Origin of the sequence: Labrenzia sp. VG12 (assembly GCF_002237595.1) — a bacterium.
In the GTDB taxonomy this organism is placed as follows: domain Bacteria; phylum Pseudomonadota; class Alphaproteobacteria; order Rhizobiales; family Stappiaceae; genus Roseibium.
The window spans coordinates 2,268,003-2,287,900 of record NZ_CP022529.1 but is presented as its reverse complement, the minus strand read 5'-3'; the positions used below and the strand labels follow the sequence as shown (position 1 = coordinate 2,287,900).

At 60.3% G+C, this 19,898-nt stretch carries 26 protein-coding genes; 14 read left to right on the top strand and 12 right to left on the bottom strand.

What is annotated here, in order from left to right; all coding sequences use genetic code 11:
* The first annotated feature begins 45 nt into the window (after window positions 1-45).
* The 8 genes from CHH27_RS10695 (at window position 46) to CHH27_RS10665 (ending at window position 6,061) form a co-directional block, all read left to right on the top strand.
* Window positions 46-927 (top strand): fumarylacetoacetate hydrolase family protein, encoded by an 882-nt coding sequence (locus tag CHH27_RS10695; RefSeq protein WP_094074665.1) that lies wholly within the window; start codon window positions 46-48, stop codon window positions 925-927.
* Window positions 924-1,604, top strand: a complete 681-nt coding sequence (locus CHH27_RS10690) for a malonic semialdehyde reductase (protein ID WP_094071576.1) — start codon at window positions 924-926, stop codon at window positions 1,602-1,604. Before CHH27_RS10695 ends, CHH27_RS10690 begins: the two co-directional genes overlap by 4 nt.
* A 6-nt stretch (window positions 1,605-1,610) precedes the next feature.
* Entirely contained in the window at window positions 1,611-2,069 is a 459-nt protein-coding gene (locus CHH27_RS10685; protein ID WP_094071575.1) for an OsmC family protein, read from the top strand.
* A gap of 30 nt (window positions 2,070-2,099) precedes the next feature.
* Window positions 2,100-3,185 (top strand): C4-dicarboxylate TRAP transporter substrate-binding protein, encoded by a 1,086-nt coding sequence (locus CHH27_RS10680; RefSeq protein ID WP_094071574.1) that lies wholly within the window; start codon window positions 2,100-2,102, stop codon window positions 3,183-3,185.
* Window positions 3,186-3,318: 133 nt separating this feature from the next.
* Window positions 3,319-3,513 carry a hypothetical protein gene (locus CHH27_RS28085; RefSeq protein WP_208988813.1) on the top strand — a complete coding sequence of 65 codons (195 nt, stop codon included), beginning with the start codon at window positions 3,319-3,321 and terminating at the stop codon, window positions 3,511-3,513.
* Window positions 3,504-3,878 carry a hypothetical protein gene (locus CHH27_RS10675; protein WP_247646212.1) on the top strand — a complete coding sequence of 125 codons (375 nt, stop codon included), beginning with the start codon at window positions 3,504-3,506 and terminating at the stop codon, window positions 3,876-3,878. The genes CHH27_RS28085 and CHH27_RS10675 overlap by 10 nt, the downstream gene beginning before the upstream one ends.
* On the top strand, window positions 3,875-5,182 hold the full coding sequence (locus CHH27_RS10670; RefSeq protein WP_094071573.1) for a TRAP transporter large permease: 1,308 nt from the start codon (window positions 3,875-3,877) through the stop codon (window positions 5,180-5,182). Before CHH27_RS10675 ends, CHH27_RS10670 begins: the two co-directional genes overlap by 4 nt.
* Before the next feature lie 9 nt (window positions 5,183-5,191).
* A complete protein-coding gene (locus CHH27_RS10665; protein ID WP_094071572.1) occupies window positions 5,192-6,061 on the top strand; it encodes a dioxygenase in 870 nt (289 codons plus the stop codon).
* A gap of 270 nt (window positions 6,062-6,331) precedes the next feature.
* Here the strand turns inward: CHH27_RS10665 and CHH27_RS10660 are convergent, their stop codons facing one another.
* The 3 genes from CHH27_RS10660 to CHH27_RS10650 form a co-directional block, all read right to left on the bottom strand.
* Entirely contained in the window at window positions 6,332-7,012 is a 681-nt protein-coding gene (locus CHH27_RS10660; protein ID WP_094071571.1) for a GntR family transcriptional regulator, read from the bottom strand.
* 145 nt (window positions 7,013-7,157) lie between these two features.
* Window positions 7,158-8,495 (bottom strand): methyl-accepting chemotaxis protein, encoded by a 1,338-nt coding sequence (locus tag CHH27_RS10655; protein ID WP_208988802.1) that lies wholly within the window; start codon window positions 8,493-8,495, stop codon window positions 7,158-7,160.
* On the bottom strand, window positions 8,470-8,997 hold the full coding sequence (locus tag CHH27_RS10650; protein ID WP_094071569.1) for a PAS domain-containing protein: 528 nt from the start codon (window positions 8,995-8,997) through the stop codon (window positions 8,470-8,472). Before CHH27_RS10650 ends, CHH27_RS10655 begins: the two co-directional genes overlap by 26 nt.
* A 340-nt stretch (window positions 8,998-9,337) precedes the next feature.
* Between CHH27_RS10650 and CHH27_RS10645 the strand changes: the two genes are divergently transcribed.
* The 3 genes from CHH27_RS10645 to CHH27_RS10635 all read left to right on the top strand — a co-directional run bounded on the left by CHH27_RS10645 (window position 9,338) and on the right by CHH27_RS10635 (window position 11,108).
* Window positions 9,338-10,168, top strand: coding sequence for a rhodanese-related sulfurtransferase (locus CHH27_RS10645; protein WP_094071568.1), 831 nt, complete (start codon window positions 9,338-9,340; stop codon window positions 10,166-10,168).
* Window positions 10,169-10,261: 93 nt separating this feature from the next.
* On the top strand, window positions 10,262-10,849 hold the full coding sequence (locus tag CHH27_RS10640) for a hypothetical protein (protein WP_094071567.1): 588 nt from the start codon (window positions 10,262-10,264) through the stop codon (window positions 10,847-10,849).
* A 34-nt stretch (window positions 10,850-10,883) separates the two neighbouring features.
* Window positions 10,884-11,108, top strand: a complete 225-nt coding sequence (locus CHH27_RS10635) for a hypothetical protein (RefSeq protein ID WP_157738850.1) — start codon at window positions 10,884-10,886, stop codon at window positions 11,106-11,108.
* 29 nt (window positions 11,109-11,137) lie between these two features.
* Here CHH27_RS10635 and CHH27_RS10630 read toward each other — a convergent pair whose 3' ends face one another.
* Both CHH27_RS10630 and CHH27_RS10625 read right to left on the bottom strand, forming a co-directional pair.
* A complete protein-coding gene (locus CHH27_RS10630) occupies window positions 11,138-12,028 on the bottom strand; it encodes an SMP-30/gluconolactonase/LRE family protein (RefSeq protein WP_094071565.1) in 891 nt (296 codons plus the stop codon).
* Between the two features lie 113 nt (window positions 12,029-12,141).
* Window positions 12,142-12,609, bottom strand: coding sequence for an Lrp/AsnC family transcriptional regulator (locus tag CHH27_RS10625; RefSeq protein ID WP_094071564.1), 468 nt, complete (start codon window positions 12,607-12,609; stop codon window positions 12,142-12,144).
* A 182-nt stretch (window positions 12,610-12,791) separates the two neighbouring features.
* Between CHH27_RS10625 and ald the strand changes: the two genes are divergently transcribed.
* Complete coding sequence (gene ald / locus CHH27_RS10620; RefSeq protein WP_094071563.1) at window positions 12,792-13,931, top strand: alanine dehydrogenase; 1,140 nt, start codon at window positions 12,792-12,794, stop codon at window positions 13,929-13,931.
* Window positions 13,932-14,015: 84 nt separating this feature from the next.
* Here ald and CHH27_RS10615 read toward each other — a convergent pair whose 3' ends face one another.
* Window positions 14,016-14,516, bottom strand: coding sequence for a hypothetical protein (locus tag CHH27_RS10615; RefSeq protein ID WP_157738849.1), 501 nt, complete (start codon window positions 14,514-14,516; stop codon window positions 14,016-14,018).
* Between the two features lie 111 nt (window positions 14,517-14,627).
* Between CHH27_RS10615 and CHH27_RS10610 the strand changes: the two genes are divergently transcribed.
* Complete coding sequence (locus tag CHH27_RS10610) at window positions 14,628-14,897, top strand: hypothetical protein (RefSeq protein ID WP_157738848.1); 270 nt, start codon at window positions 14,628-14,630, stop codon at window positions 14,895-14,897.
* 173 nt (window positions 14,898-15,070) lie between these two features.
* Here CHH27_RS10610 and CHH27_RS10605 read toward each other — a convergent pair whose 3' ends face one another.
* The 5 genes from CHH27_RS10605 to pgi form a co-directional block, all read right to left on the bottom strand.
* The gene (locus tag CHH27_RS10605; RefSeq protein ID WP_094071560.1) at window positions 15,071-15,343 is read right to left on the bottom strand and encodes a hypothetical protein; all 273 of its coding nucleotides are present in this window, start codon (window positions 15,341-15,343) and stop codon (window positions 15,071-15,073) included.
* A 93-nt stretch (window positions 15,344-15,436) separates the two neighbouring features.
* Entirely contained in the window at window positions 15,437-15,706 is a 270-nt protein-coding gene (locus CHH27_RS10600; RefSeq protein ID WP_094074664.1) for a bacteriocin, read from the bottom strand.
* Window positions 15,707-15,751: 45 nt separating this feature from the next.
* Window positions 15,752-16,021 (bottom strand): bacteriocin, encoded by a 270-nt coding sequence (locus CHH27_RS10595; protein ID WP_094074663.1) that lies wholly within the window; start codon window positions 16,019-16,021, stop codon window positions 15,752-15,754.
* Window positions 16,022-16,075: 54 nt separating this feature from the next.
* Window positions 16,076-16,345 (bottom strand): glycine zipper domain-containing protein, encoded by a 270-nt coding sequence (locus CHH27_RS10590; protein ID WP_094071559.1) that lies wholly within the window; start codon window positions 16,343-16,345, stop codon window positions 16,076-16,078.
* A gap of 229 nt (window positions 16,346-16,574) precedes the next feature.
* A complete protein-coding gene (gene pgi / locus CHH27_RS10585) occupies window positions 16,575-18,197 on the bottom strand; it encodes a glucose-6-phosphate isomerase (protein ID WP_094071558.1) in 1,623 nt (540 codons plus the stop codon).
* A gap of 425 nt (window positions 18,198-18,622) precedes the next feature.
* Between pgi and CHH27_RS10580 the strand changes: the two genes are divergently transcribed.
* Window positions 18,623-19,228, top strand: a complete 606-nt coding sequence (locus CHH27_RS10580) for a PilZ domain-containing protein (RefSeq protein WP_208988798.1) — start codon at window positions 18,623-18,625, stop codon at window positions 19,226-19,228.
* Between the two features lie 27 nt (window positions 19,229-19,255).
* Here CHH27_RS10580 and CHH27_RS10575 read toward each other — a convergent pair whose 3' ends face one another.
* Complete coding sequence (locus tag CHH27_RS10575; protein WP_094071557.1) at window positions 19,256-19,894, bottom strand: 2-dehydro-3-deoxy-phosphogluconate aldolase; 639 nt, start codon at window positions 19,892-19,894, stop codon at window positions 19,256-19,258.
* Between the last annotated feature and the right edge of the window lie 4 nt (window positions 19,895-19,898).

The following is a 19,898-nucleotide window of genomic DNA, read 5'->3' as shown; positions in this document are numbered from 1 at the left end:
AATAGTCGTCAAAGTGTCAAAAAATTGGGAAACACCGAGGCGGTTATGCGATTCATTGTTGGGACAGGTGTGTCGGGGCAGGGCGTTTATGTTGTCGAAGGCGACTGGGCGTGGAACCTGACAAAGGCGGATGAGCGGTTCGGCACGGACCTGATGGCCTTGATCGAGGGCGTGGCGGACCCGTCGGCAATTGCTGACGCGCGCAACAAGGTCGATGCAGAGCCGGTTGCCTCGCTCACGCCTGGCCTGCCGGTCGCCCGTCCGGGCAAGATCATCTGCCTGGGCCTGAACTATGTCGATCACATCAAGGAAGGGGGCTACGACGTGCCGGTCTACCCGGCCCTGTTCATGCGCTCCAACACCTCGATGATCCCGGCCGGGGCGCCCATGGTGCGGCCCTCCTGCTCCGAGCAGCTGGATTACGAAGCCGAGCTGATGGTGATCATCGGCAAGGGCGGCAAGCATATTTCCGAGGCAGATGCTCTGTCCCACGTGTTTGGCTACACGCTGTTTAACGACGGTTCGGTGCGCGAATACCAGCGCAAGACCCACCAATGGACGCCCGGCAAGAATTTCGATGCCACCGGCCCTGTCGGACCGGTGATCGTGACGCCGGACGAGCTGCCGGAAGGTGCGGACGGCCTGAAGATCGAGTCCCGAGTCGGTTCGGAAATCCTGCAAAGCGCAACCACGTCCGACATGCTCTGGAGCGTTGCGCGCACCATTGCAACCGTTTCCGAATACACAACGCTGGAGCCGGGCGATTATCTCGCCATGGGCACCCCTCCGGGTGTGGGCCATGCCAAGAAACCGCCGCGCTGGCTTAGGCCGGGCGAGACGGTCGAGGTGGAGATCGAAGGCATCGGTATCTGCGCCAATCCGATCGTGGCCGAAGAGGATGTCCAGGCAACGGAGGCGGCGGAATGAGCATGGCTGCCTCGAAAGCCCCGACCGGAGAAGCACTTGCCAAGCTGCGCGCCGATGCGCAGGAGGCGGTGCGCTCGCTGCGTGAGCGGGTCGGGCGGCTCGACGATGACGGTATCGACCTGATCCTCCGGACGGCACGCTCGCATTATGCCTGGCAGGACAAGCCGGTTCCGCGTGAATTGCTGGAGACGATCTACGACATCACGGCGGCTGGCGCGACCAGCATGAACACCTGTCCGGCGCGGTTTTTCTTCGTCGAGACGATCGAAGCCAAGAAACGCCTGGCGAAATCGCTCAAGGACAAGAACATCGACAAGATGATGTCGGCCCCATCGACAGTGATCATCGCGCACGACCTGGAGTTTTGGAAGGAGCTGCCATACCTCTTTCCGCATGAGGACCGGCGGTCGCATTTCGAAGGCAAGCCGGAACACTCTGAAGTCACGGCGTTTCGAAACGGTACCCTGCAGGGGGCCTATTTCATGATCGCCGCCCGCGCCGTCGGGCTGGATGTCGGCGCCATGTCCGGCTTCTCCAACCAGATTGTCGATGAGGAGTTCTTCGCCGGAACGACACTGAAGTCGAACTTCCTGTGCAATCTCGGATATGCCGACGAGACGGCGCTGTTTCAGAAGCTGCCCCGTCTGCCGTTCGACACGGCCTGCAAGTTTCTGTGAGGGAAAATGGTGGCCTTGAAGGAAAAAACGGTTGTAAAGTTGCGGGCCAGGGGCACCGGCCTGTCGCATTCGCGGACAGATGTCGGCATTCGTGACCTGACCTTTTCCATTGACGAGCCGGCGGCGCGCGGCGGGACCAATCTTGGCCCGGCACCGACCGAGGCAGCCGTTGCGGCCCTGGCAGGCTGCACCAACGTGATCGGCCACAAATGCGCTGCCAGGCTCGGCGTTGATATCGGCCACATGGAAATCGAGATTGCCTGCGAGTTCGACCGCAGGGGCGTCACTCTTGAGGAGGAGATCGACGTTCCCTTTGTCGCGCTGCGCCAGGTGGTGACCTGCGACGGGTCGCTGAGTGAAGACGACCTGCAGAAAGTCGCAGGCGACGTCGCCAAGTACTGCCCGCTGTCCAAGCTCTTTGAACAGTCGGGGACTGCAGTTGAGACGGTCTGGCAGAAAGCCTGACCGGTCTCGTTCTTTTGGGAGGAGAATGTCATGATTGGAAAACTGACACGGCGGAGCGCCCTGGCTCTTGCGCTTCTGAGCGCCACCTCGGTGCCGGCCCTTGCAACGGAAACCATCAAGGCGGTGGTGATTGACGGTTATCCGGCCCGGGCTCTCTGGGTGAAGGAGTTCACAAACTTCTTCATTCCTGAAGTCGACAAGCGGCTTGCCAAGACCGGCAACTACAAGATGGACTGGCAGGAAAGCTATGGCGGTTCCATCGTCAAGCCGAAGGGTGTCCTGGAAGGTGTGAAGCTCGGGCTTGGCGATATCGGTATCGTCACCACCATCTTCCACTCGTCGAAACTGCCGAGCCAGGCGATTTCTGCCGTGACCCCGTTCATCGCGCCGGATTCCCGCGCTGTGGCCAAGGCAGTGGACGAGATCGCCAAGGAATTCCCGACCATGCAGAAGGAATTCGAAGCCCAGAACCAGGTCTACCTGGCCACCGGCGTGGTGCTTGATACCTACCAGGTGTTCTCCAAGGAGCCGATCAACTCGCTTGCCGACCTGGAAGGCAAGAAGGTTGCCGGCGCCGGCATGAACCTGCGCTATCTTGAGGGCATCGATGGAGCGGCCGGCGTGCGCGGTGGCCTGACCGACTTCTACAACATGCTGCAGACCGGCCTGGTCGACAAAGCCATGCTGTGGCCGGAAGCTGCCAAGACCTTCAAGATCGCGGAAGTCGCGCCTTACATGCTCAAGGCCGATCTTGGTGCCGTGAACTCCAAGACCATCACCGTCAACAAGGACTATTGGGATGGTCTGCCGGACGAGGTGAAAAACGTGCTGCAGGAAGTGGCCGTTGAGTATCGCGACCACGTTGCCGGCATTGCCATGGACCGCGCGGAGGCGAGCCGGGCAGCCTATGTGGAATCCGGTGGTACCGTGGTCGAGATGGATCCGGAGCAGCGTGCTGCCTGGGCGGCCGCCATGCCGAACATTGCCGTGGAGTGGGCCGCGAACCTCGACAGCAAGGGCGAGCCGGGCAGCGACATGCTGAAGGCCTATATGGCGAAGCTCGCCGAGGCCGGCTACACCCCGGTACGGGACTGGTCCTCCGAGCTGACCCAGTAAGTCACCAGACAAGACGCATGCCGCCCGAACGGCGGCATGCGCCGGACACGGGTTACCGGCAAGTGGCAGGTGACCCGATTTCCTTCCTCGTGCAAAATCAAAAAAACTGGACGGTACAAGCGGGGTTGCTGGAATGCTGGAACTCTTGACCGGCGGGGCACGCGCCTTCTCGAAAATGATCAGTTGGGTGGCAATCGGCGCCAACGCAGTCGGCACGCTCATCGTGCTCGGTCTGGTTCTGATCGTGAACTATGACGTCGTGGCGCGCGGCCTCTTCAACGCCCCTTCCGGGGCGCCTATGAAGTGGTCCAGTTCTCCATGGTGCTGATCGTTTTCCTGCAGCTCCCCGATGTCGTGCGCATGAACCGGCTGACACGGTCTGACGGGTTCCTGACGATCCTGTCGACGACACGGCCCGGATCTGCGGACTCAATCCGGCGGACGATCAACTTCGTCTCCGCCGTCTTCATGGGACTGGTGGCCTATGCGATCTGGCCGGAATTCCTTGAAATGTATGAAACGAAAGACTTCTTCGGCGTTCCAGGCATCTTCACCGCGCCCTGGTGGCCGATCAAGCTCGCCATCTTTCTGAGCGCTCTCATGTGCGCGCTCCTGTTCTTCATCAAGGTCCTGATACCGGACGACAAGGTTGAGCCCGTGCGCCTCAACGAACACGCAGAGGAAGACTCGTGACACCTTTTGAAATCGGCATTCTATCGGTCGTCGCGATTGTCGTTCTCGTCTATCTCGGCGTTTACATTCCGATTGCCCTCGGCCTCGTCTCCTTCGTCTCCATCCTGCTGATGCGGGACAATTTCGACCTGGCAGTCAACCTCCTGAAGATCGCCATTGGCGACAGCGTGATGGAATACACCTTCGCCACGGTGCCGCTCTTCACCTTCATGGGACTGATTGTCTCCAAGGCGGGGCTCGGGGCGGATATCTATCAGGTGATGAACAGCGGCTTTCGCAAGGTCAAGGGTGGCATCGGCATGGCAACCGTCGGTGCGAATGCTGTCTTTGCGGCCGTCACCGGCTCGTCCATTGCTTCCGCCTCGGTCTTCTCCAAGGTCTCCGTGCCGCAGATGCTGGCGTTCGACTACAATCCGCGCTTCGCCGTCGGGGTGGTCGCCGGGTCGTCGGTGCTGGGCATGATCATTCCGCCCTCGGCGATGCTGATCATCTATTCCTTTGTCGCCGAGCAGAGCGTGGGAGACATGTTCCTGGCCGGCGTCGTCCCGGGGCTCATGCTGGCCGCCGCCTATGTCGCCGCGATCTTCCTGATGGGCCGGCTGACGCCGACCTATGTCGGCGGCCGTCCGGCGGAGGAAACGGAGTGGATGTCCCCGCTTGAAATTGCCGACAAGACCCTGCCGACCCTGATCCTGATTGTCGCGGTGCTCGGCGGCATCTATACCGGCTGGCTGACACCGGTCGAGGCCGGGGCAACGGGCTCCCTGCTTGGCCTTGTGATTGCAGCACTGCGCAAGAAGCTGACGCTGACCTCGCTCTGGCATGCGCTCCTGGAAACAGGGCACATCACGGCGTCGATCCTGTTCCTGATCACGGCCGCGTCGATTTACAGCCGCATGCTCGGGCTTGCCGGCCTGCCGAACGAACTCGGCGATCTCCTGACCGATACCCAGCTGACCTTCTTCTGGATCATGGTGATCTACGTCCTCCTGATGATCTTTCTCGGAACGATCCTGGACACGGCGTCGATCATCCTGATTGTCGTGCCGCTGTTCCTGCCGCTGGTGGAGCCCATGGGGCTGTCCCTGGTCTGGTTTGGCATCGTCACGGTGGTCGGCGCCGAGATCGGCCTTCTGACACCGCCACTTGGCATTTCCTGTTTTGTCATCAAGGCAACGCTGAACGATCCGCGCATCTCGCTGAAAGATGTCTTTGTCGGTGCGTTCCCGTTCGCACTGGTCATGCTGATCGTGCTGATTGCACTGATCCGCTGGCCGTCGCTCAGCCTTGCCATTCTGAACTAAGAGGGTTCCATGCGTCACGTCACCAAGGACAACATCACCGACGTCTTCATGGGGTATTTCGGCCCGGATACCGATCCGCGGCTGAAGGAAATCCTGAAGAGCCTCGTCACCCATCTGCACGACTTTGCCCGCGAGACCAATCTCACCCACGCGGAATGGCGCAAGGGTATCGAATTCCTGGAGTGGGCCGGCAATATATCGGATGCCGAGCGGCACGAATTTGTGCTCCTGTCCGATGTGCTCGGCCTGTCCTCGCTGGTCGACATGCTGCATTCGCATCCGGAAGGCACCAGTTCCAGCGTGCTCGGACCGTTCCACATCACGGGGGCGCCACCGCTGCCGATCGGCGGTGACCTGCGCAAGGATTTCGGCGACCAGGTGCTTTTGGCCGAAGGCACGATCCGCGACACGGACGGCAATCCGATCGAAGGCGCGGAGCTGGATATCTGGCAGACGGCCCCCAACGGCATGTATTCCAGCCAGGACCCGGACCAGGATACCTATTCCTTCCACGGCATCCAGACGACCGGCAAGGACGGGCGCTATGCCTTCACCTCGGTCAAGCCGGTCTGTTACACGGTGCCGAGCGACGGACCGGTCGGCGATATCCTGAATGCCAGCGGGCGCCATCCCTGGCGGCCTTCCCACCTGCACTACATCGTCAAGGCCCCGGGCTATCGCACCCTGGTGACGGAAATCTTCCCGGACGACGATCCTTACCTCGATCAGGACACGGTCTTCGGTGTGCGCGACGATCTGGTCATGACCTATGTCGAGCAGCCGGCGGGGACCTTTCCGGAGAACGGTTTCGAGCTCTCAGGCCAGGTGGACGGGCCGTGGCTCAAAGCGGCCTTCGATCTGGTGCTGGTCAGGGAATGAGGGGAGGGGCCAGCTCTCCTTGTCTCCCTGAACCTGCCCTTCGTCCTTCCGGAACCGTCGCTTCACGTCGTCCGGGATGACCTTGAAAAGGTCATTTGGAGACCGCGTTCCATCGATTGTCATCCCGGTTTGAAGCGCAAGCTTCAAGACCGGGATCCAGTACGCCGTGCCGCTGGAAGCAAAACAATCGGCGCTCGCGTTTACTGGGTCCCGGCTCTCCGCTGCGCTCCGGCCGGGATGGCAATTGAGGCGAGATTGCGCGCCTCGCGGCTACTCCGCAGCTTCCGCCACAAAATGCTTTTCCAGGAACGCACCGGTGTTGCGGTAGTGGTCGAGCAGCAGGTGGCAGGCGGTTTCGATGTCACGGTCGACGGCCGCATTCATGATGTCCGTGTGCTCCTTGCCGATGTCGCGCTTGGAGTAGTTCAGGGCCTTGCCGGCGAGATAGCGATACCGAATGTTGAGGTCGTAGAGCTGGTTGCAGAACTTCAACAGCACCGGTGAGTGGCAGGCACTGATCAGGTTCATGTGGAAGGCCTTGTGCAGCTCTTCGAAGCGCTCCACGTTCGCACGGGGTTCGCGCATCATCCGGTGGTGGCTGATCACCAGCCGGTCTTCCCAGGCGTGGTCGGCGTTTTCCAGGCTCTCCCGCAGCGCCATTTCCTCCAGCTGGCATCGCAGTTTCAGGATTTCGGAAAAGTTCTGCGGGCTGATTTCCGCGGCCCGGAACCCCCGCTGGTCAAGCCGCTCCACAAGCAGGTCCGACACCAGCAGCGTCAGGGCTTCCCGGATCGGCGAACCACCCATATCGAGGATCTTGCGCAGGTTCTCGATCTTGAGTTTTTCACCCGGTGCCAGTTCGCCGACCAGGATCATCCGTCTGATCGCCAGATAGGCTCGTTGGGTGGCGGAAGGTTCCTGGGCGGGGTCGAGATGCGGTTGAATGCTCATGGGCTGATAATATCGATTTTTCTGGCGATTTGCCAGTTTTAACTATCGTCTTCTCAGCCAAGATCAAGACCGGAATCGCAGAAAAATGCCGGTTGGCGGCAGAATGGTCAGAAATGCTGTCAGGGCGGTGTGGGGCGGCAGCGGATCAGGCCGCGCGCCCGTGTTCGTCCTGTTGCTCAAGCGGGCCTTTCTTCAGGGACCGGAAGAAGGCGGCAACGGCATCCGTCAGCTGGCCGGCATTGGCACTCATGGTTTCCGCTGAACTCAGGACGGTCTTCGAGGCAGCCTGGGTGGTCGCCGCGTTTTCGGCAACACCGTCGACTGTATCGGTGACGTCCGTCGTGCATTTCACCGTGTTGGAGACGTTGTCCTGAATGGCCTGCGTGGCCTCGGCCTGTTTTTCCGCAGCCGCCGAAATCATGCCGGTGATCGTCTCGATCTCGGTGATGGTCTGGGAAATGGTGTCGAAGGATTCCGCTGTTTCGCGGCTGGCCGTGTCGACTTCCTCCAGCGACTGAGTGATTTCCTGGGTCGCCTTCGCGGTCTGGTTCGCCAGTTCCTTGACCTCTGCGGCGACGACGGCAAAGCCCTTGCCCATTTCGCCGGCTCTTGCGGCCTCGATCGTGGCATTCAATGCGAGCAGGTTGGTCTGATCGGCAATAGAGGAGATCAGGCTGATGATCTCTCCGATGGCTTCCGCAGAGGTTTTCAGGCTGTTGGCCTTGTCCTGCCCCTGTGCAACCTGGTCGACTGCTTCGCGGGCAATCTCGATGGACCGGCTGATCTGGCCGCTGATTGCGGTCGTGGATTGCGACAGGTGGTCGGCGGCCTCGGCAGCGGCATTGACGTTGTCGGATGTCAGACCGGCGGCGTCCGCGATGGCTGTCACGACCTGGGCGTTGGACTGTGCACAAGCCTCCATTTCGCCGGCGGTTCCCGTCATGCTGTTGGCAGAGGACAGCAGGCTGTCTGCGATCTGGCTGATCTGGTTTTCAAAGGAATCCGTGGACTCCCGGAAAGCGCCCACGCGGCCTTTGATTGTTTCAATGGCATCGTTCATGATGCCGGCGTTTTGCAGATAGCTGCCATTGAGGCCGCCTGGCTGGATCCGGCGGTAATACTGATTGTTCTGAATGGCAGTCATCGAGGCGGCGGCTTCACGCATAAAGGCGTCCGTCCGGTCGATCATGTGGTTCATGGCGATCATCAACTCTCGAATGTCACCATGCTCGGCATAGTCCTTGGCGCGGGCTTCGAAGTTTCCCCAGCCGACCTCGCTGCAGACTTTTGATGCCGCAACAAGGCCCTTCCTGGAGCGTTGCACGGCCAGAACCGCAAACAGCGCTGAAAGGGCGGTGAGACCGGACATGAGTGCTGCTGCGAGAGGCCAGCCGGCAAGTGCGCAGACACTGGCGCCAAGTCCGGCAAGCGCGGCGAGGGCGGCGCCAAGAACAGCGTTAGAGAGTGTGAATGAGCTCGTCATAACTCACGCCTTTGGATTGTAGAAGAGAGACCAGTTGATCGTGACCGGCTTGCATGCCGGCTTTCCGGTTGTCCGCGGTCTGTTCGGTCTGAAGAAGCTGGGCGTAAAGCGGCGTGATGACGTCGTCGACAATCCGCCGGTTGGGAACCCGCCGGTTTGAGTGATAGCCAATGATGGCGCCGTTCTCGTCAAAACTCGGCGTGACATGCGCCAGAACCCAATAGTGGTCGCCGTTGGCAGACATGTTGATCACGTAGGCAAAGATCTCGCCGCCGGCTTCGATCGTGTCCCAGAGAAGCTTGAACACGCATCGCGGCATGTCAGGATGACGGATCAGGCTATGCGGTGCATTTTCCAGCGCCTTGCCGTCAAAGCCAGCAATCTCCCGGAACACGTTGTTCGCGTAGGTGATGCGCCCGCGTGTGTCGGTCTTGGAGACGATCAGGTCCCGTTCAGAGAAAAACCGCTCAACCCCGGTTGGCTGAACCTTGTAATGTGTCATCCCACCATTGCCCGCTTCCTGGTGCGACCTGAGTCGCGTTTGTCGGACAACGCTATCCCCGCAGGCTTAAAGATCCTTAAAGAAGGGGTGCATTTTCCGGCTGTAATCAACTGTGGGTATATGCACTTTTGACGAGGGTGGCGGTTGTGACATGGCATATGAGCGGAGAATTCCAGACAGGCCCAGTGTTGCGGGGGCGGGAAGGGTGCATCCGATAAACTGCGGACTTTGCAGGTAGGGGCGACATTCTGTATAGAGAGCGCCAACCGCCCGGACCCAATGTGCGCTTGGCCGTCAGGCCAGCCCGTCCGGCACTTTGTCCAGAAAAAGAACAAGACCGATGAACGACTTTCTCGTTGCCGCCCTCTACCTGTTCACGCCGCTCGACGATTTCGAGGCGATGCGGGACCCGCTCAAGGCCTATTGCAAGGCGAGGGATGTGCGCGGCAGCCTGCTTCTGGCGCAGGAAGGGATCAACGGCACGATCTGCGGACCGGAAGCAGGCGTGCGCGAGGTGTTGGCGCATCTGCGGGCCGACCCGCGCCTGAAAGACCTGACGCACAAGGAGGCGTGGACACATCGGCACGTGTTCAAGCGCATGAAAGTTCGGTTGAAGCAGGAAATCGTGCGTCTGGCCGTCGATGGCATCGATCCGAACGAAATCGTCGGTGAATATGTCAAGCCGGAAGACTGGAATGCGTTGATATCCGATCCGGACGTGGTGGTGATCGACACCCGCAACGACTACGAATTCGCCTTCGGCACCTTTGAACGGGCGCTCAACCCGGAAACGCAGGCGTTTCGCGACTTTCCCGACTGGGTGGAGGGCCAGGACGACCTGAAGAAAAGGCCCAAGGTCGCGATGTTCTGCACCGGCGGCATCCGCTGCGAAAAGGCAACCGCCTGGATGCTGAAAAACGGCTTTGAGGACGTCTATCACCTGGAAGGCGGCATTCTGAACTACCTGGAGAAGGTTCCGCAGGAAAACAGTCTCTGGAAGGGGGAGTGTTTCGTCTTTGATGACCGGGTCTCCGTCGATCACCAGCTGCAGCCGCGCTGGGGGGCCTGGGTTCCCGAGGAAGCCCGACACATCATCAACGAAGACACCGACTATGAAAAAGGCGCGAGCGTTGAGGTCGATGAGGCAGGTGACCGTGAAGCCGTTTCTTAACGGTTGTTAACTTTTTCGCTTTAACCCCCTGAGCATCTTCCCTAAAGTCAGGGGTGCAGAGCGTATTTCTGCACCAGACTGGGGGATAAGTTGATGCGTCACAGGTTCTGGAGCGCGGCCATAGCGCTGGTTCTCACGCCGGTTCTCAGTTCTTCGGTTGTGGCAGGCGGTCAGGCCTTGTCCTGCTATGAACAGGCGACTGTCCCGGCGGTCTATCGAACCGTGCATCAAAAAGTTCTTGTGCAACCCGCGTCCAGCTATGTGGTGCAGAAGCCGGCCGTCTACAGTTACCGGACAAAGCGGGTGCTTGTGCAGGCGGAGCGTGTCAGCTACCGGAAAACGCCCGCTGTGTACCAGACCCGGCAAAGCCAGGTTCTGGTTCAGCAGGCCAGCGTCGGGTGGGAATATCGCATGATCAAGGGCCGCAAGATCCTGTGCAAGGTGCAGCACCCGGCCGTCTACAGGACCGTCAGTCAAAAGGTTCTCGTGCAGCCGGCCTCGAAAGTGGCCGTCCGCCAGCCGGCGATCTACAGCACCGTCCGGGAAAAGGTCCTGGTTCAGCCGGCAACCAGTCACCGGGTGCATAAGCCGGCGGTCTACCGGACCGTCAGTCGACAGGTTCTTGTGCAGCCGGCGCAGACCGTCTGGAAACCGGTGCGGGTCCGCGGTTGCCGGTATTGACGGTTTATTCGCCTAGCCAAGCGGGGAGAACATGATGATTTGCACCTTGGTGGCGTCCTCGATCCTGCTCAGCGTTGAAGGCGGATCCATGGCGGTCCTGATCCCGGAAAATCAATCCGTTCGCATCTATGATGAACAATCAGCCATCGGGGAGACCGCGGTCGTGCATCTCATCGGCGAGACCAAGATCCAGGTGCGGGGAGTCAAGGCAAAGCAGATTATCGAGGCTATGAAATCCTGCCGCAGGACGGAAGGATAACACGGCAAGCGACATGCATCGCCCTGGCTCTAGGCACCCGACGTTTTGAACCGATAGCTCTTCAGGCCTGTCCGGCCGTGGCCTTCGACCAGAAAAAGGCCGCCGGAGAGCGTGTCGGGGTCCATGGTTGTCGGATCAGCAGGCTGCTTGATGCTGGTGACGATCAGCTGATCGAGATCGGGTCCGCAGAAGCAGGGCATGGTCGGCTTGTCGACAGGCAGCTTGATGGCTTCCAGGAGATTGCCATCCGGCGAAAAACAATTGAGAACGCCCGCCGAAACACCGGCGCTCCAGTAGTTGCCGTCGGTGTCGACAGTGGCGCCATCCGGGCGGCCGGTTTCGTTGGTCTGCTGGGCGTAAAGCATTTTCGAGCCGAGCGCACCGCTGGCCGGGTCGAAGCCGTAACATTCGATCCAGCCGGGCGAGGTGTCGGAATGATACATGTAGGCCCCGTCCGGGGTCCATGCGAGACCATTCGAACATTGCAGTTCGTCGCGGATTTCAGCGACGTCGCCGCTGGCGTCGATCCGGTAGAGACCGGCAATCGGCTCACGCGGTGAGCTGGTGTCCATCGTGCCGACCCAGAAGGCACCATCCGGCCCGACCTTGCCATCGTTGAGGCGGGTGCGTGGTTCGTCCGCCTGAACCTCGGCCAGGATTTCGCTTTTTTCAGTTGCCGGATCGAACAGAAGGATCTTGTCCCAGACACTGACAATCAGCCTGTCATCATCCGTCAGGCCGAAGGAACCGACCTCATTGTCGAAATGGAAAGTGCTGATCTTGCGGCTTGCCCAGTCCATCGACTGGATGGAGCGGCCCTGAATGTCGGCCCAGAGCAGGCGGTTGGCCCGGTCATCCCAGGTTGGACATTCTGCAAGCTGATAGGTTGTGTCGAGAAAGCGGGTGATCGTGTGGGTCACCGGAGGCGGTTCCTTAAAAAAGCCAATTCCATGAACGGAGGCGGACTATAGCGGGGGTTGCGGTGAACGTCGACTGTTCTTGCACGTTTGCCGGAGCGTTGCGCGGAACAATCCTAGTCGCCCTCCAGCGGGATCGCCGTCCGCTTGACGATCGGGCGAATGGCAAAGGAGGATTTCATCCTGAGAACGCCGGGGAGCTGTGCGAGATGATCGCGGTGGATGCGTTCGAAATCGATCGGGTCCCGCGCGGAAAGACGGAGGATGTAGTCGGCATCGCCGGCCATCAGGAAACACTCCATGATCTCGTCGGACCGGGCGACGGCGCGCTCGAAATTCTCCAGCGTCTCCTTGGACTGGCCGGTAAGCGAGATCTCGACAAAAACATCCATGTGCCGGCCGAGCTTCTTCTGGTCCAGAAGCGCGACATACTTGTCGATGATGCCGGCTTCCTCCAGGGCGCGCATGCGCCTGAGGCAGGCGGAGGCCGACAGGCCGACCTTTTCGGCAAGATCGGCATTGGCAATGCGGCCGTCGCTTTGCAGGGTACTTAGGATTTTCCGGTCGAGGCGATCGAGTTTCATTATGTTGCACCGCACATATTGCTGGCATTGAGATCATACCTAGCAATATATTTGAGCTTTTGTCCAACTGGCGCAAGAAAATTGCGTCAAGGGCGATCGCTGAGGCGCGGAACGCAAGCACATTCGAGGCAATCGGGCGTAGACTCATCGGCAATCAAAATGCTTCCAGAGGAGACGGGAAGATGCGTATTGGTGTGCCGAAGGAAATCAAGAACCACGAATACCGGGTCGGTCTGACCCCGGACAGCGTTCATGAAATGGTGGCCCACGGCCACGAGGTTGTCGTGGAAACAAATGCCGGTGCCGGCATCGGCGCCAGCGACGCCGACTACGAGGCGGCCGGCGCAAAGATCCTGGCGACCGCCAAGGACGTGTTCGACGCGGCCAACATGATCGTCAAGGTCAAGGAGCCGCAGGCTGTCGAACGCGCCATGCTGCGTCCGGACCACATTCTCTTCACCTACCTGCACCTGGCTCCGGATGCGGAGCAGACAGCGGACCTGGTCAAGTCCGGTGCAACCTGCATTGCCTATGAGACGGTTGTTGATGCCCGCGGCGCACTGCCGCTGCTGGTGCCGATGTCCCAGGTGGCCGGACGCCTGTCCGTGATTGCCGGTGCCAAGGCGCTGGAAAAGGCACAGGGCGGCTCCGGCACCCTGATCGGCGGCGTGCCGGGCGTTGAGCCGGCCAAGGTTGTCGTGATCGGCGGCGGCGTTGTCGGCTCCCATGCCATCACCATGGCGATCGGTCTCGGTGCAGATGTCACCGTCCTTGACCGCAACACAGCCGTGCTTGGCGAACTTGCTCTTGCGTTCGGGCCGGCGCTGAAGACCGTCTACTCGACCAAGTCGGCGCTCGAAAAACACGTTCTGGAAGCCGACGTCGTTGTCGGTGCCGTGCTGGTCGCCGGTGCAGCAGCTCCGAAACTGGTCTCCAGGGATCTGGTCAGCCGCATGAAGCCGGGTTCGGTTCTGGTGGATGTCGCCATCGACCAGGGCGGTTGCTTCGAGACCTCCAAGGCAACCACCCATTCCGACCCGACCTACATCATCGATGATGTGGTGCATTACTGCGTTGCCAACATGCCGGGTGCGGTTCCGAAGACCTCCACCTATGCGCTCAACAACGCCACGCTGCCGTTTGCGCTCGCCCTTGCCGACAAGGGAGCCAAGAAGGCGCTGCTCGACGACCCGCAATTCCTGCCGGGCCTGAACGTCATCGGCGGCCAGGTCACCTGCGAAGCTGTCGCGACCGCGCTTGGCTACGACTATGTCGACCCGAAGGTTGCGCTGGAACAGGTCAAGGACGCAGCAGCTGCCTGAGCTGCGATGCACTGAGCCGTGAGAGAAAGCCGGTCCCTCGGGGCCGGCTTTTTCTTGAAAACGGGGAAAAGCTGCAGGGGCCGATCAGAGGAACTCTCTGGTGTAGATCGCGTAAAAGGCTTCGATTTCGAACTGAAATCCGACGTCAACGTCGTTCATCCAGGCCCCTTTGACCGTGTCATAGATGCGACCGTTGGGTTGTCGAACTCCGTCGGCGACATAGTCGCCCCAATGGACCATCTCGTGCAAAAGGGTGGCCTTCAGGATCAGGTCCCAGGGTTTGCCGGTGCGAATGTCAGGGTCGATCTTGTTGAACTCCCTGCAAAGCCTCCTGTTCAGAAAGACCTTGTTGCGGTTATGGGCAAAACGGGGCCGGTATTGACCATATGATCTCATAACGGCCGCATCGATTGTCGGTGGTTTGTTGTTGAATGAAAGGGCCTCTGTTGCAGCGGATTTGCTCAGCTGACTGTATTTCACAAAGGCATCGAAGATCTGCGGATTGCTCTTCACTTTCGGGATTTCGCGAGAAATCCAGGACGACAGATTTGGAAAATTTCGTTTCATCGTTCGATCAAGTTTCATGATGTCCATCCTTTGGGTTTGGCGAGGGACATCCTTTCAAATTGACGTTGCGGCGGATGTGATCCTGGCCACATTATGTCGACCCTGGTGTGGTTGCATGGAAAGCAACCAATGGTAAACAGTCCGAGGGCAGGACTGCACGACGCCATGCAATCGATTGCGCAGTTGGCCGTCGGCTTTGTACCTAACGGGAGGATTGTTCGGTTGCTTGTTTCGATTGTTTTGGCAGGAATCGTGGGCGTCGGTATCGTGCTTACGCATCATGGTTGGAGGCGCAAGAATTACCTTCTGCTGGGGCTGGGCGGCGTATTTGTGTTTTTCGGCCTTGCCTTGTTTGCCCTGGACACCATCGCTGAGATGAAAAAAGCCGGAATAATCTAGGGCGTTTGCAGGTGGCCCGGTGTGCAGTTTCCGCTGTGGTTTGACCATCCGCAAGGGCTGGAGAAGAGGGGTTTGCATTTGCAGCGAGGCTGCCGGCCTTTCACACCGTTCAGTGTTCGGACATTGCATTCCAGACCGTGGAAAACGGTGGTTTCAGGACATGGCCGAGATTCTTACGGGCACCTGACCTTGTATGGGGTGCCGTCCTGGTCGTGGGCGATGCAATTGCGCGGGGTGGTGACGACGCCGACGAGGCCACCGCCAACGGCGCCGAGAGCCGCGCCTGCCAGGGTCGCGTTGACGGTTGATCCCGCAACGGCGCCTATGGTTGCTCCGGTGGCTGCGCCCAGACCGGCGCCGATCAGCATGCGGTCGCGCTGGCTCTCGGTGTTTGCACAGCCGGCCAGCAGAAGGGCGGATAGCGTTGCGACGAGCACGGGTTTCATGGGGCAGCCCTTGACGGAATCTAATCCCGACAAGGGTGAAGAGGTATGGTTAACAGATCCTTACCAGGAGCCGTTTATCCAAGGTTCAGCTGACTACGGACAGCGGACCCGGAACGGGTTGCCGTTCTGGTCATAGGCCACACAGTTCTTGGGTGCGGTCGCAGCTCCCACGAGAGCTCCGCCGGCTGCGCCAATCGCGGCCCCGGCAAGCGCCGGGCCTGCACCCGCACCAGCGGCAGCGCCGACGATGGCACCGGTGGCAGCTCCCAGACCACCACCCACAAGGGCGCGGTCCCGCGTGCTGCTGGATTGACAGCCGGCCAGAAGCAGAGCCGCTGCAGCGATCAACAAAAAGGATTTCATCATGTGTCCTTGCGCCCCGAGACCGTGACGGAATGCCGTGCCGCCTTACGGGCAGGCGACACGATAGGGATTGCCGTACCGGTCATAAGCGACGCAGTTCTTCGGCGTGGTGGCAGCCCCGACAATGGCACCGCCGGCGGCGCCAATGGCGGCGCCGGCCAGGGCCGGTCCGGCTCCGTTGCCGGCCGCTGCACCGATGATCGCGCCGGTGGCGGCTCCCAGGCCGCCGCCGACCAGTGCCCGGTCCGTCTGGCTGTCAGACTGGCAGCCGGCGAGGAAGGCCGCTGTCGCGGCGATCAAAAACAGTTTTTTCATCTTGTCCATCCTGCCGGCGCCTCAGCCGGGCTCACTCAAGAAGCGATCGCAGCCTTACGGGCAAGCGACGCGGTAGGGGTTGCCGTAGCGGTCGTAGGCAACGCAGTTTTTCGGAGTGGTCGCACCGCCGACAATGGCACCGCCGGCGCCACCGATGGCTGCGCCGACCAGCGCGCCGCCGACATCGCCCGTTGCGGCTGCGCCGATGGCGGCACCCGTTGCGGCACCCAGGCCACCGCCGACCAGGGCACGGTCGCGCTGACTGTCAGACTGGCAACCCGCCAGCGCGAGGGCGACTGCTGCGAGCAAAACAAACTTTTTCATAAAAGGTATCTCCCTTCCACTTCGCGTAAGGCCGCGAATTCAATAGAATAAAGTCTCACAGAGGTTAAGCTGCTTTGACCGCAGGGGCAATGTCGCAATTCGAACAATGAACCTGCACCCTGGCCCGGTCGCGCCGGACCAGGCCCGTTGTCCGACAAAGAAAGCGCCGGTTGGGCAAAAGTAAGGCGTCTGGAGCTTCGTTAACAAATTTGACGCAAAGCGGGGAGCGTCAGCTCCGAAGGGTTGCCAGCAGGCCCTGTGTCGATGCGTCCTTCGAATCAGCTGCCGTGTCGCCTTTCACCATGGGAAGCAGTGCGGTCGCCAGCTCCTTGCCCAGCTCCACGCCCCACTGGTCGAAGGAATTGATGCCCCAGATAACACCCTCGACAAAGACGCGGTGCTCGTAAAGCGCGATCAGACGCCCCAGCGCAAACGGTGTCAGCTTGTCATAGGCAAGGGTCAGGGAAGGACGGTCACCCGGAAACACCTTGTGGGGTGCTAGGCGGGAGACCTCCTCAGGGGACATTCCGGAGGAAGTCAGCTGCTCGGTTGCTTCGTCCAGCGTGCGTCCCAGCATCAGGGCTTCCGACTGGGCCAGGCAATTGGCGATCAGAAGTTCATGGTGATGCTTGAGATCGTCTTCGTGACCGTTGGCGGCAATCAGGAATTCGCACGGGATGACCGTCGTGCCCTGATGCAGCAACTGATAGAAGGCGTGCTGACCATTGGTGCCAGGTTCACCCCAGACAAGCGGGCCGGTTTCTTCCGTGACCGGGCTGCCGTCGAGCCTGACGCGCTTGCCGTTCGATTCCATGTCGAGTTGCTGCAGGTAGGCAGGCAAACGTGCCAGACGCTGGTCGTAAGGCAGTACGGCTCTGGCGGAATATCCCAGACAGTCGCGGTTCCAGACGCCGATCAGCGCCATCAGGACCGGCAGGTTCTTCTCCAGCGGAGCTTCCGCAAAATGGGTGTCGAGGGCATGAGCCCCTTCCAGGAAGTCATTGAAGGCATCCGGACCGATCGCGATCATCAACGGCAACCCGATGGCCGACCAGACGGAATAGCGGCCGCCGACCCAATCCCAGAAGCCGAACACCCGGGCTTCGTCGATGCCGAAGGCGGCGACCTTGTCGAGGGCGGTGGAAACCGCGGCAAAGTGGTCACCGACGGCCTCTTCGCCGAGCGCTCCGGCAATCCATTTGCGCGCGGTTTGCGCGTTGGTCATGGTCTCGATGGTGGTGAACGTCTTCGAGGCGACAATGACCAGGGTGGTTGCCGGGTCGAGCTTTTCCAGCGTGTCGGCAATATGTGCACCGTCGACATTTGAGACGTAGTGCAGCTCCGGCCCGTCATGGTAGGGGCTGAGCGCCAGCGTGGTCATGACAGGGCCGAGATCAGACCCGCCGATGCCGATATTGACGACGTCGGTAAAGGCGTCGCCGCTGGACGACGTCAGGTCGCCCGACCGGATCGCCTCGGAAAAATCTGCCATGGCGTCGAGGACGGAGCGCACGTCCGGCATGACGTCCCTGCCGTCGACCAGAACCGGCTTGTCCGATTTGTTGCGCAAGGCCGTGTGCAGCACCGCACGGTTCTCGGTGGCGTTGATCTTCTCTCCGGCGAACATGGCTGCACGTCGGCCTCCGACATCCGCGGCTTTCGCCAGATCGAGCAGAAGGTCAAGGGTCTTGCCGTCAAGCTTCGACTTTGAATAATCGAGGAGAAGGTCGTCACAGCGCGCAGAGAGGGACGTGAACCGGTCAGGGTCGGCGGCAAACAACTGCCGCAGCGTGGTATTCTTCAGGTTGTCCGCCTGCCGGGCAAGCGCATCAAACGCTGCGTGAAGAGCCATGAACGATCTCCTTAAATCGATTTAGCCGCCGCTTTTCGGGCAAAATTCCATGGTGCGCACCAGATAGCACAGCCTCCCTGGAAGAGGGAGCAGAAAATGTGGGCAAGGTTGCCGGATGTGCACCTGGCGCGGCGTTGCCTGGTCGCATTCGAAGTCGATTGACGCGGGCGTTCAAGCAGCTGAAGACAGGTGTCCTGGCGAAAAGTCTCTTAGGGAGAAACAGCTCATCCAGCCGCAGGCCCCCCAGAGGGCTCTGCGCCGGAACGCCTCGAGCGCAGAACTTTTGGGAAAGACCCGGTCAGCTCTTGTTGTGAGAACAACCTGTCTATACGTAACGCGGCAGTTCTGCTTGAATATTTGAGAGAATCTGAGTCGTTGCCGCTTTGGGCAGGCGAAACGAAGACCGTCTTTGGGTAAGCCGTATCATGAGCTCCGAAACAAAAATGCATGGCCTTGTGCATCTGCAGGACCAACCGGATGCAGAAGAAGAGGTCGTGGTAATGGACTTTGACAATCTGTCTGTCCTGCACGCCACCGTCTCCAATGTCAGCGAATGGGGTTGCCGTCTGACTTCAGTGGACGTTTCCAGACTCTACAAGAATGTCGGCATCTGGCCCAAGGACGCAGACACGCTGGTCAAGGCCCAGGTCACCTCGGTGAAAGGCAGCGATGCGGCCCTGGTGTTTGCCAAGAGCGAAAAGTCCGTCTCCGACAAACGCCGCGAGAAGCGCAACAATGTCAGCATTCCGGTGAAAATCGCCGATCTGGAAGGCATCACGGAAATCGAAGGCCGGATCGTGGATGCAGGCAACAATGGTGTGCGCATCACCGCCAAAGGCCTGACAGCAATGCCGGAAGAAGTGCTTCTGACCATGAAGAAGTTCGACAAGCCGGTGGTTGCCGAATTTGCGTGGCGGAATGAAACCTCTGCGGGGTTGCGCCTTTTGTGGAACCGCACCCTGGAGCAGAACGAAGACGAGAACGGCGACGAGGATGCCGATGCCGGCGACGAGGAACAGCAAAGCGCCTGAGGGCGATGTGCCCTCAGGCGCGCCAGATCAGTCGTTCAGGGTCGCGGCAGCGCGGGCACGTTCTTCAATGCCGGCCCAGTCCTCGGCTGCGATGGCCTTTGCATCGGCAATCCAGGATCCCCCGACGCACAGGACGTTCGGCAGTTTGAGATAGTCCTGAGCCTTGTCCAGGGAAACGCCGCCCGTCGGGCAGAACTTGGCTGCCGCCAGCGGTGAGGACAGGGACTTCAGGTAGGGCGCGCCGCCTGCCTGCTCGGCGGGGAAGAATTTCAGTCTCTGATAGCCACGCTCAAGCAGTGCCATGACTTCCGAGGCCGTTGCCGCGCCCGGAAGAAGCGGCACACTGTGCTCATCAGCAGCGTCAAGCAGCGCGTTTGTCGCGCCGGGTGACACAATGAAGCGGGCACCAGCGGATACGGCGGCATCATACTGCTTGCCGTCGAGCACCGTTCCGGCCCCGACAATTGCGCCTTCCACGTGCTCATTGACCGCGTCAATCGCTTCAAGGGCATGCGGTGTGCGCAACGTGATCTCGATGGCAGGCAGGCCACCGCGCACCAGGGCTCTTGCCATCGGCACGGCCTTTTTCGGGTCTTCCACCACGAGCACGGGGATCACCGGCGCGGCGCACATTACTTTTTCGATTTTTTCAATGTCCTGGGCCACAGGC

Bases quoted from the DNA above. Each gene is read 5' to 3' on its own strand.
- CHH27_RS10695 (WP_094074665.1), top strand. From the start codon at position 46: ATGCGATTCATTGTTGGGACAGGTGTGTCGGGGCAGGGCGTTTATGTT.
- CHH27_RS10690 (WP_094071576.1), top strand. From the start codon at position 924: ATGAGCATGGCTGCCTCGAAAGCCCCGACCGGAGAAGCACTTGCCAAG.
- CHH27_RS10685 (WP_094071575.1), top strand. From the start codon at position 1,611: ATGGTGGCCTTGAAGGAAAAAACGGTTGTAAAGTTGCGGGCCAGGGGC.
- CHH27_RS10680 (WP_094071574.1), top strand. From the start codon at position 2,100: ATGATTGGAAAACTGACACGGCGGAGCGCCCTGGCTCTTGCGCTTCTG.
- CHH27_RS28085 (WP_208988813.1), top strand. From the start codon at position 3,319: ATGCTGGAACTCTTGACCGGCGGGGCACGCGCCTTCTCGAAAATGATC.
- CHH27_RS10675 (WP_247646212.1), top strand. From the start codon at position 3,504: ATGGTGCTGATCGTTTTCCTGCAGCTCCCCGATGTCGTGCGCATGAAC.
- CHH27_RS10665 (WP_094071572.1), top strand. From the start codon at position 5,192: ATGCGTCACGTCACCAAGGACAACATCACCGACGTCTTCATGGGGTAT.
- CHH27_RS10660 (WP_094071571.1), bottom strand. From the start codon at position 7,012: ATGAGCATTCAACCGCATCTCGACCCCGCCCAGGAACCTTCCGCCACC.
- CHH27_RS10655 (WP_208988802.1), bottom strand. From the start codon at position 8,495: ATGACGAGCTCATTCACACTCTCTAACGCTGTTCTTGGCGCCGCCCTC.
- CHH27_RS10650 (WP_094071569.1), bottom strand. From the start codon at position 8,997: ATGACACATTACAAGGTTCAGCCAACCGGGGTTGAGCGGTTTTTCTCT.
- CHH27_RS10645 (WP_094071568.1), top strand. From the start codon at position 9,338: ATGAACGACTTTCTCGTTGCCGCCCTCTACCTGTTCACGCCGCTCGAC.
- CHH27_RS10640 (WP_094071567.1), top strand. From the start codon at position 10,262: ATGCGTCACAGGTTCTGGAGCGCGGCCATAGCGCTGGTTCTCACGCCG.
- CHH27_RS10635 (WP_157738850.1), top strand. From the start codon at position 10,884: ATGATTTGCACCTTGGTGGCGTCCTCGATCCTGCTCAGCGTTGAAGGC.
- CHH27_RS10625 (WP_094071564.1), bottom strand. From the start codon at position 12,609: ATGAAACTCGATCGCCTCGACCGGAAAATCCTAAGTACCCTGCAAAGC.
- ald (WP_094071563.1), top strand. From the start codon at position 12,792: ATGCGTATTGGTGTGCCGAAGGAAATCAAGAACCACGAATACCGGGTC.
- CHH27_RS10615 (WP_157738849.1), bottom strand. From the start codon at position 14,516: ATGAAACTTGATCGAACGATGAAACGAAATTTTCCAAATCTGTCGTCC.
- CHH27_RS10610 (WP_157738848.1), top strand. From the start codon at position 14,628: ATGGTAAACAGTCCGAGGGCAGGACTGCACGACGCCATGCAATCGATT.
- CHH27_RS10605 (WP_094071560.1), bottom strand. From the start codon at position 15,343: ATGAAACCCGTGCTCGTCGCAACGCTATCCGCCCTTCTGCTGGCCGGC.
- CHH27_RS10600 (WP_094074664.1), bottom strand. From the start codon at position 15,706: ATGAAATCCTTTTTGTTGATCGCTGCAGCGGCTCTGCTTCTGGCCGGC.
- CHH27_RS10595 (WP_094074663.1), bottom strand. From the start codon at position 16,021: ATGAAAAAACTGTTTTTGATCGCCGCGACAGCGGCCTTCCTCGCCGGC.
- CHH27_RS10590 (WP_094071559.1), bottom strand. From the start codon at position 16,345: ATGAAAAAGTTTGTTTTGCTCGCAGCAGTCGCCCTCGCGCTGGCGGGT.
- pgi (WP_094071558.1), bottom strand. From the start codon at position 18,197: ATGGCTCTTCACGCAGCGTTTGATGCGCTTGCCCGGCAGGCGGACAAC.
- CHH27_RS10580 (WP_208988798.1), top strand. From the start codon at position 18,623: ATGAGCTCCGAAACAAAAATGCATGGCCTTGTGCATCTGCAGGACCAA.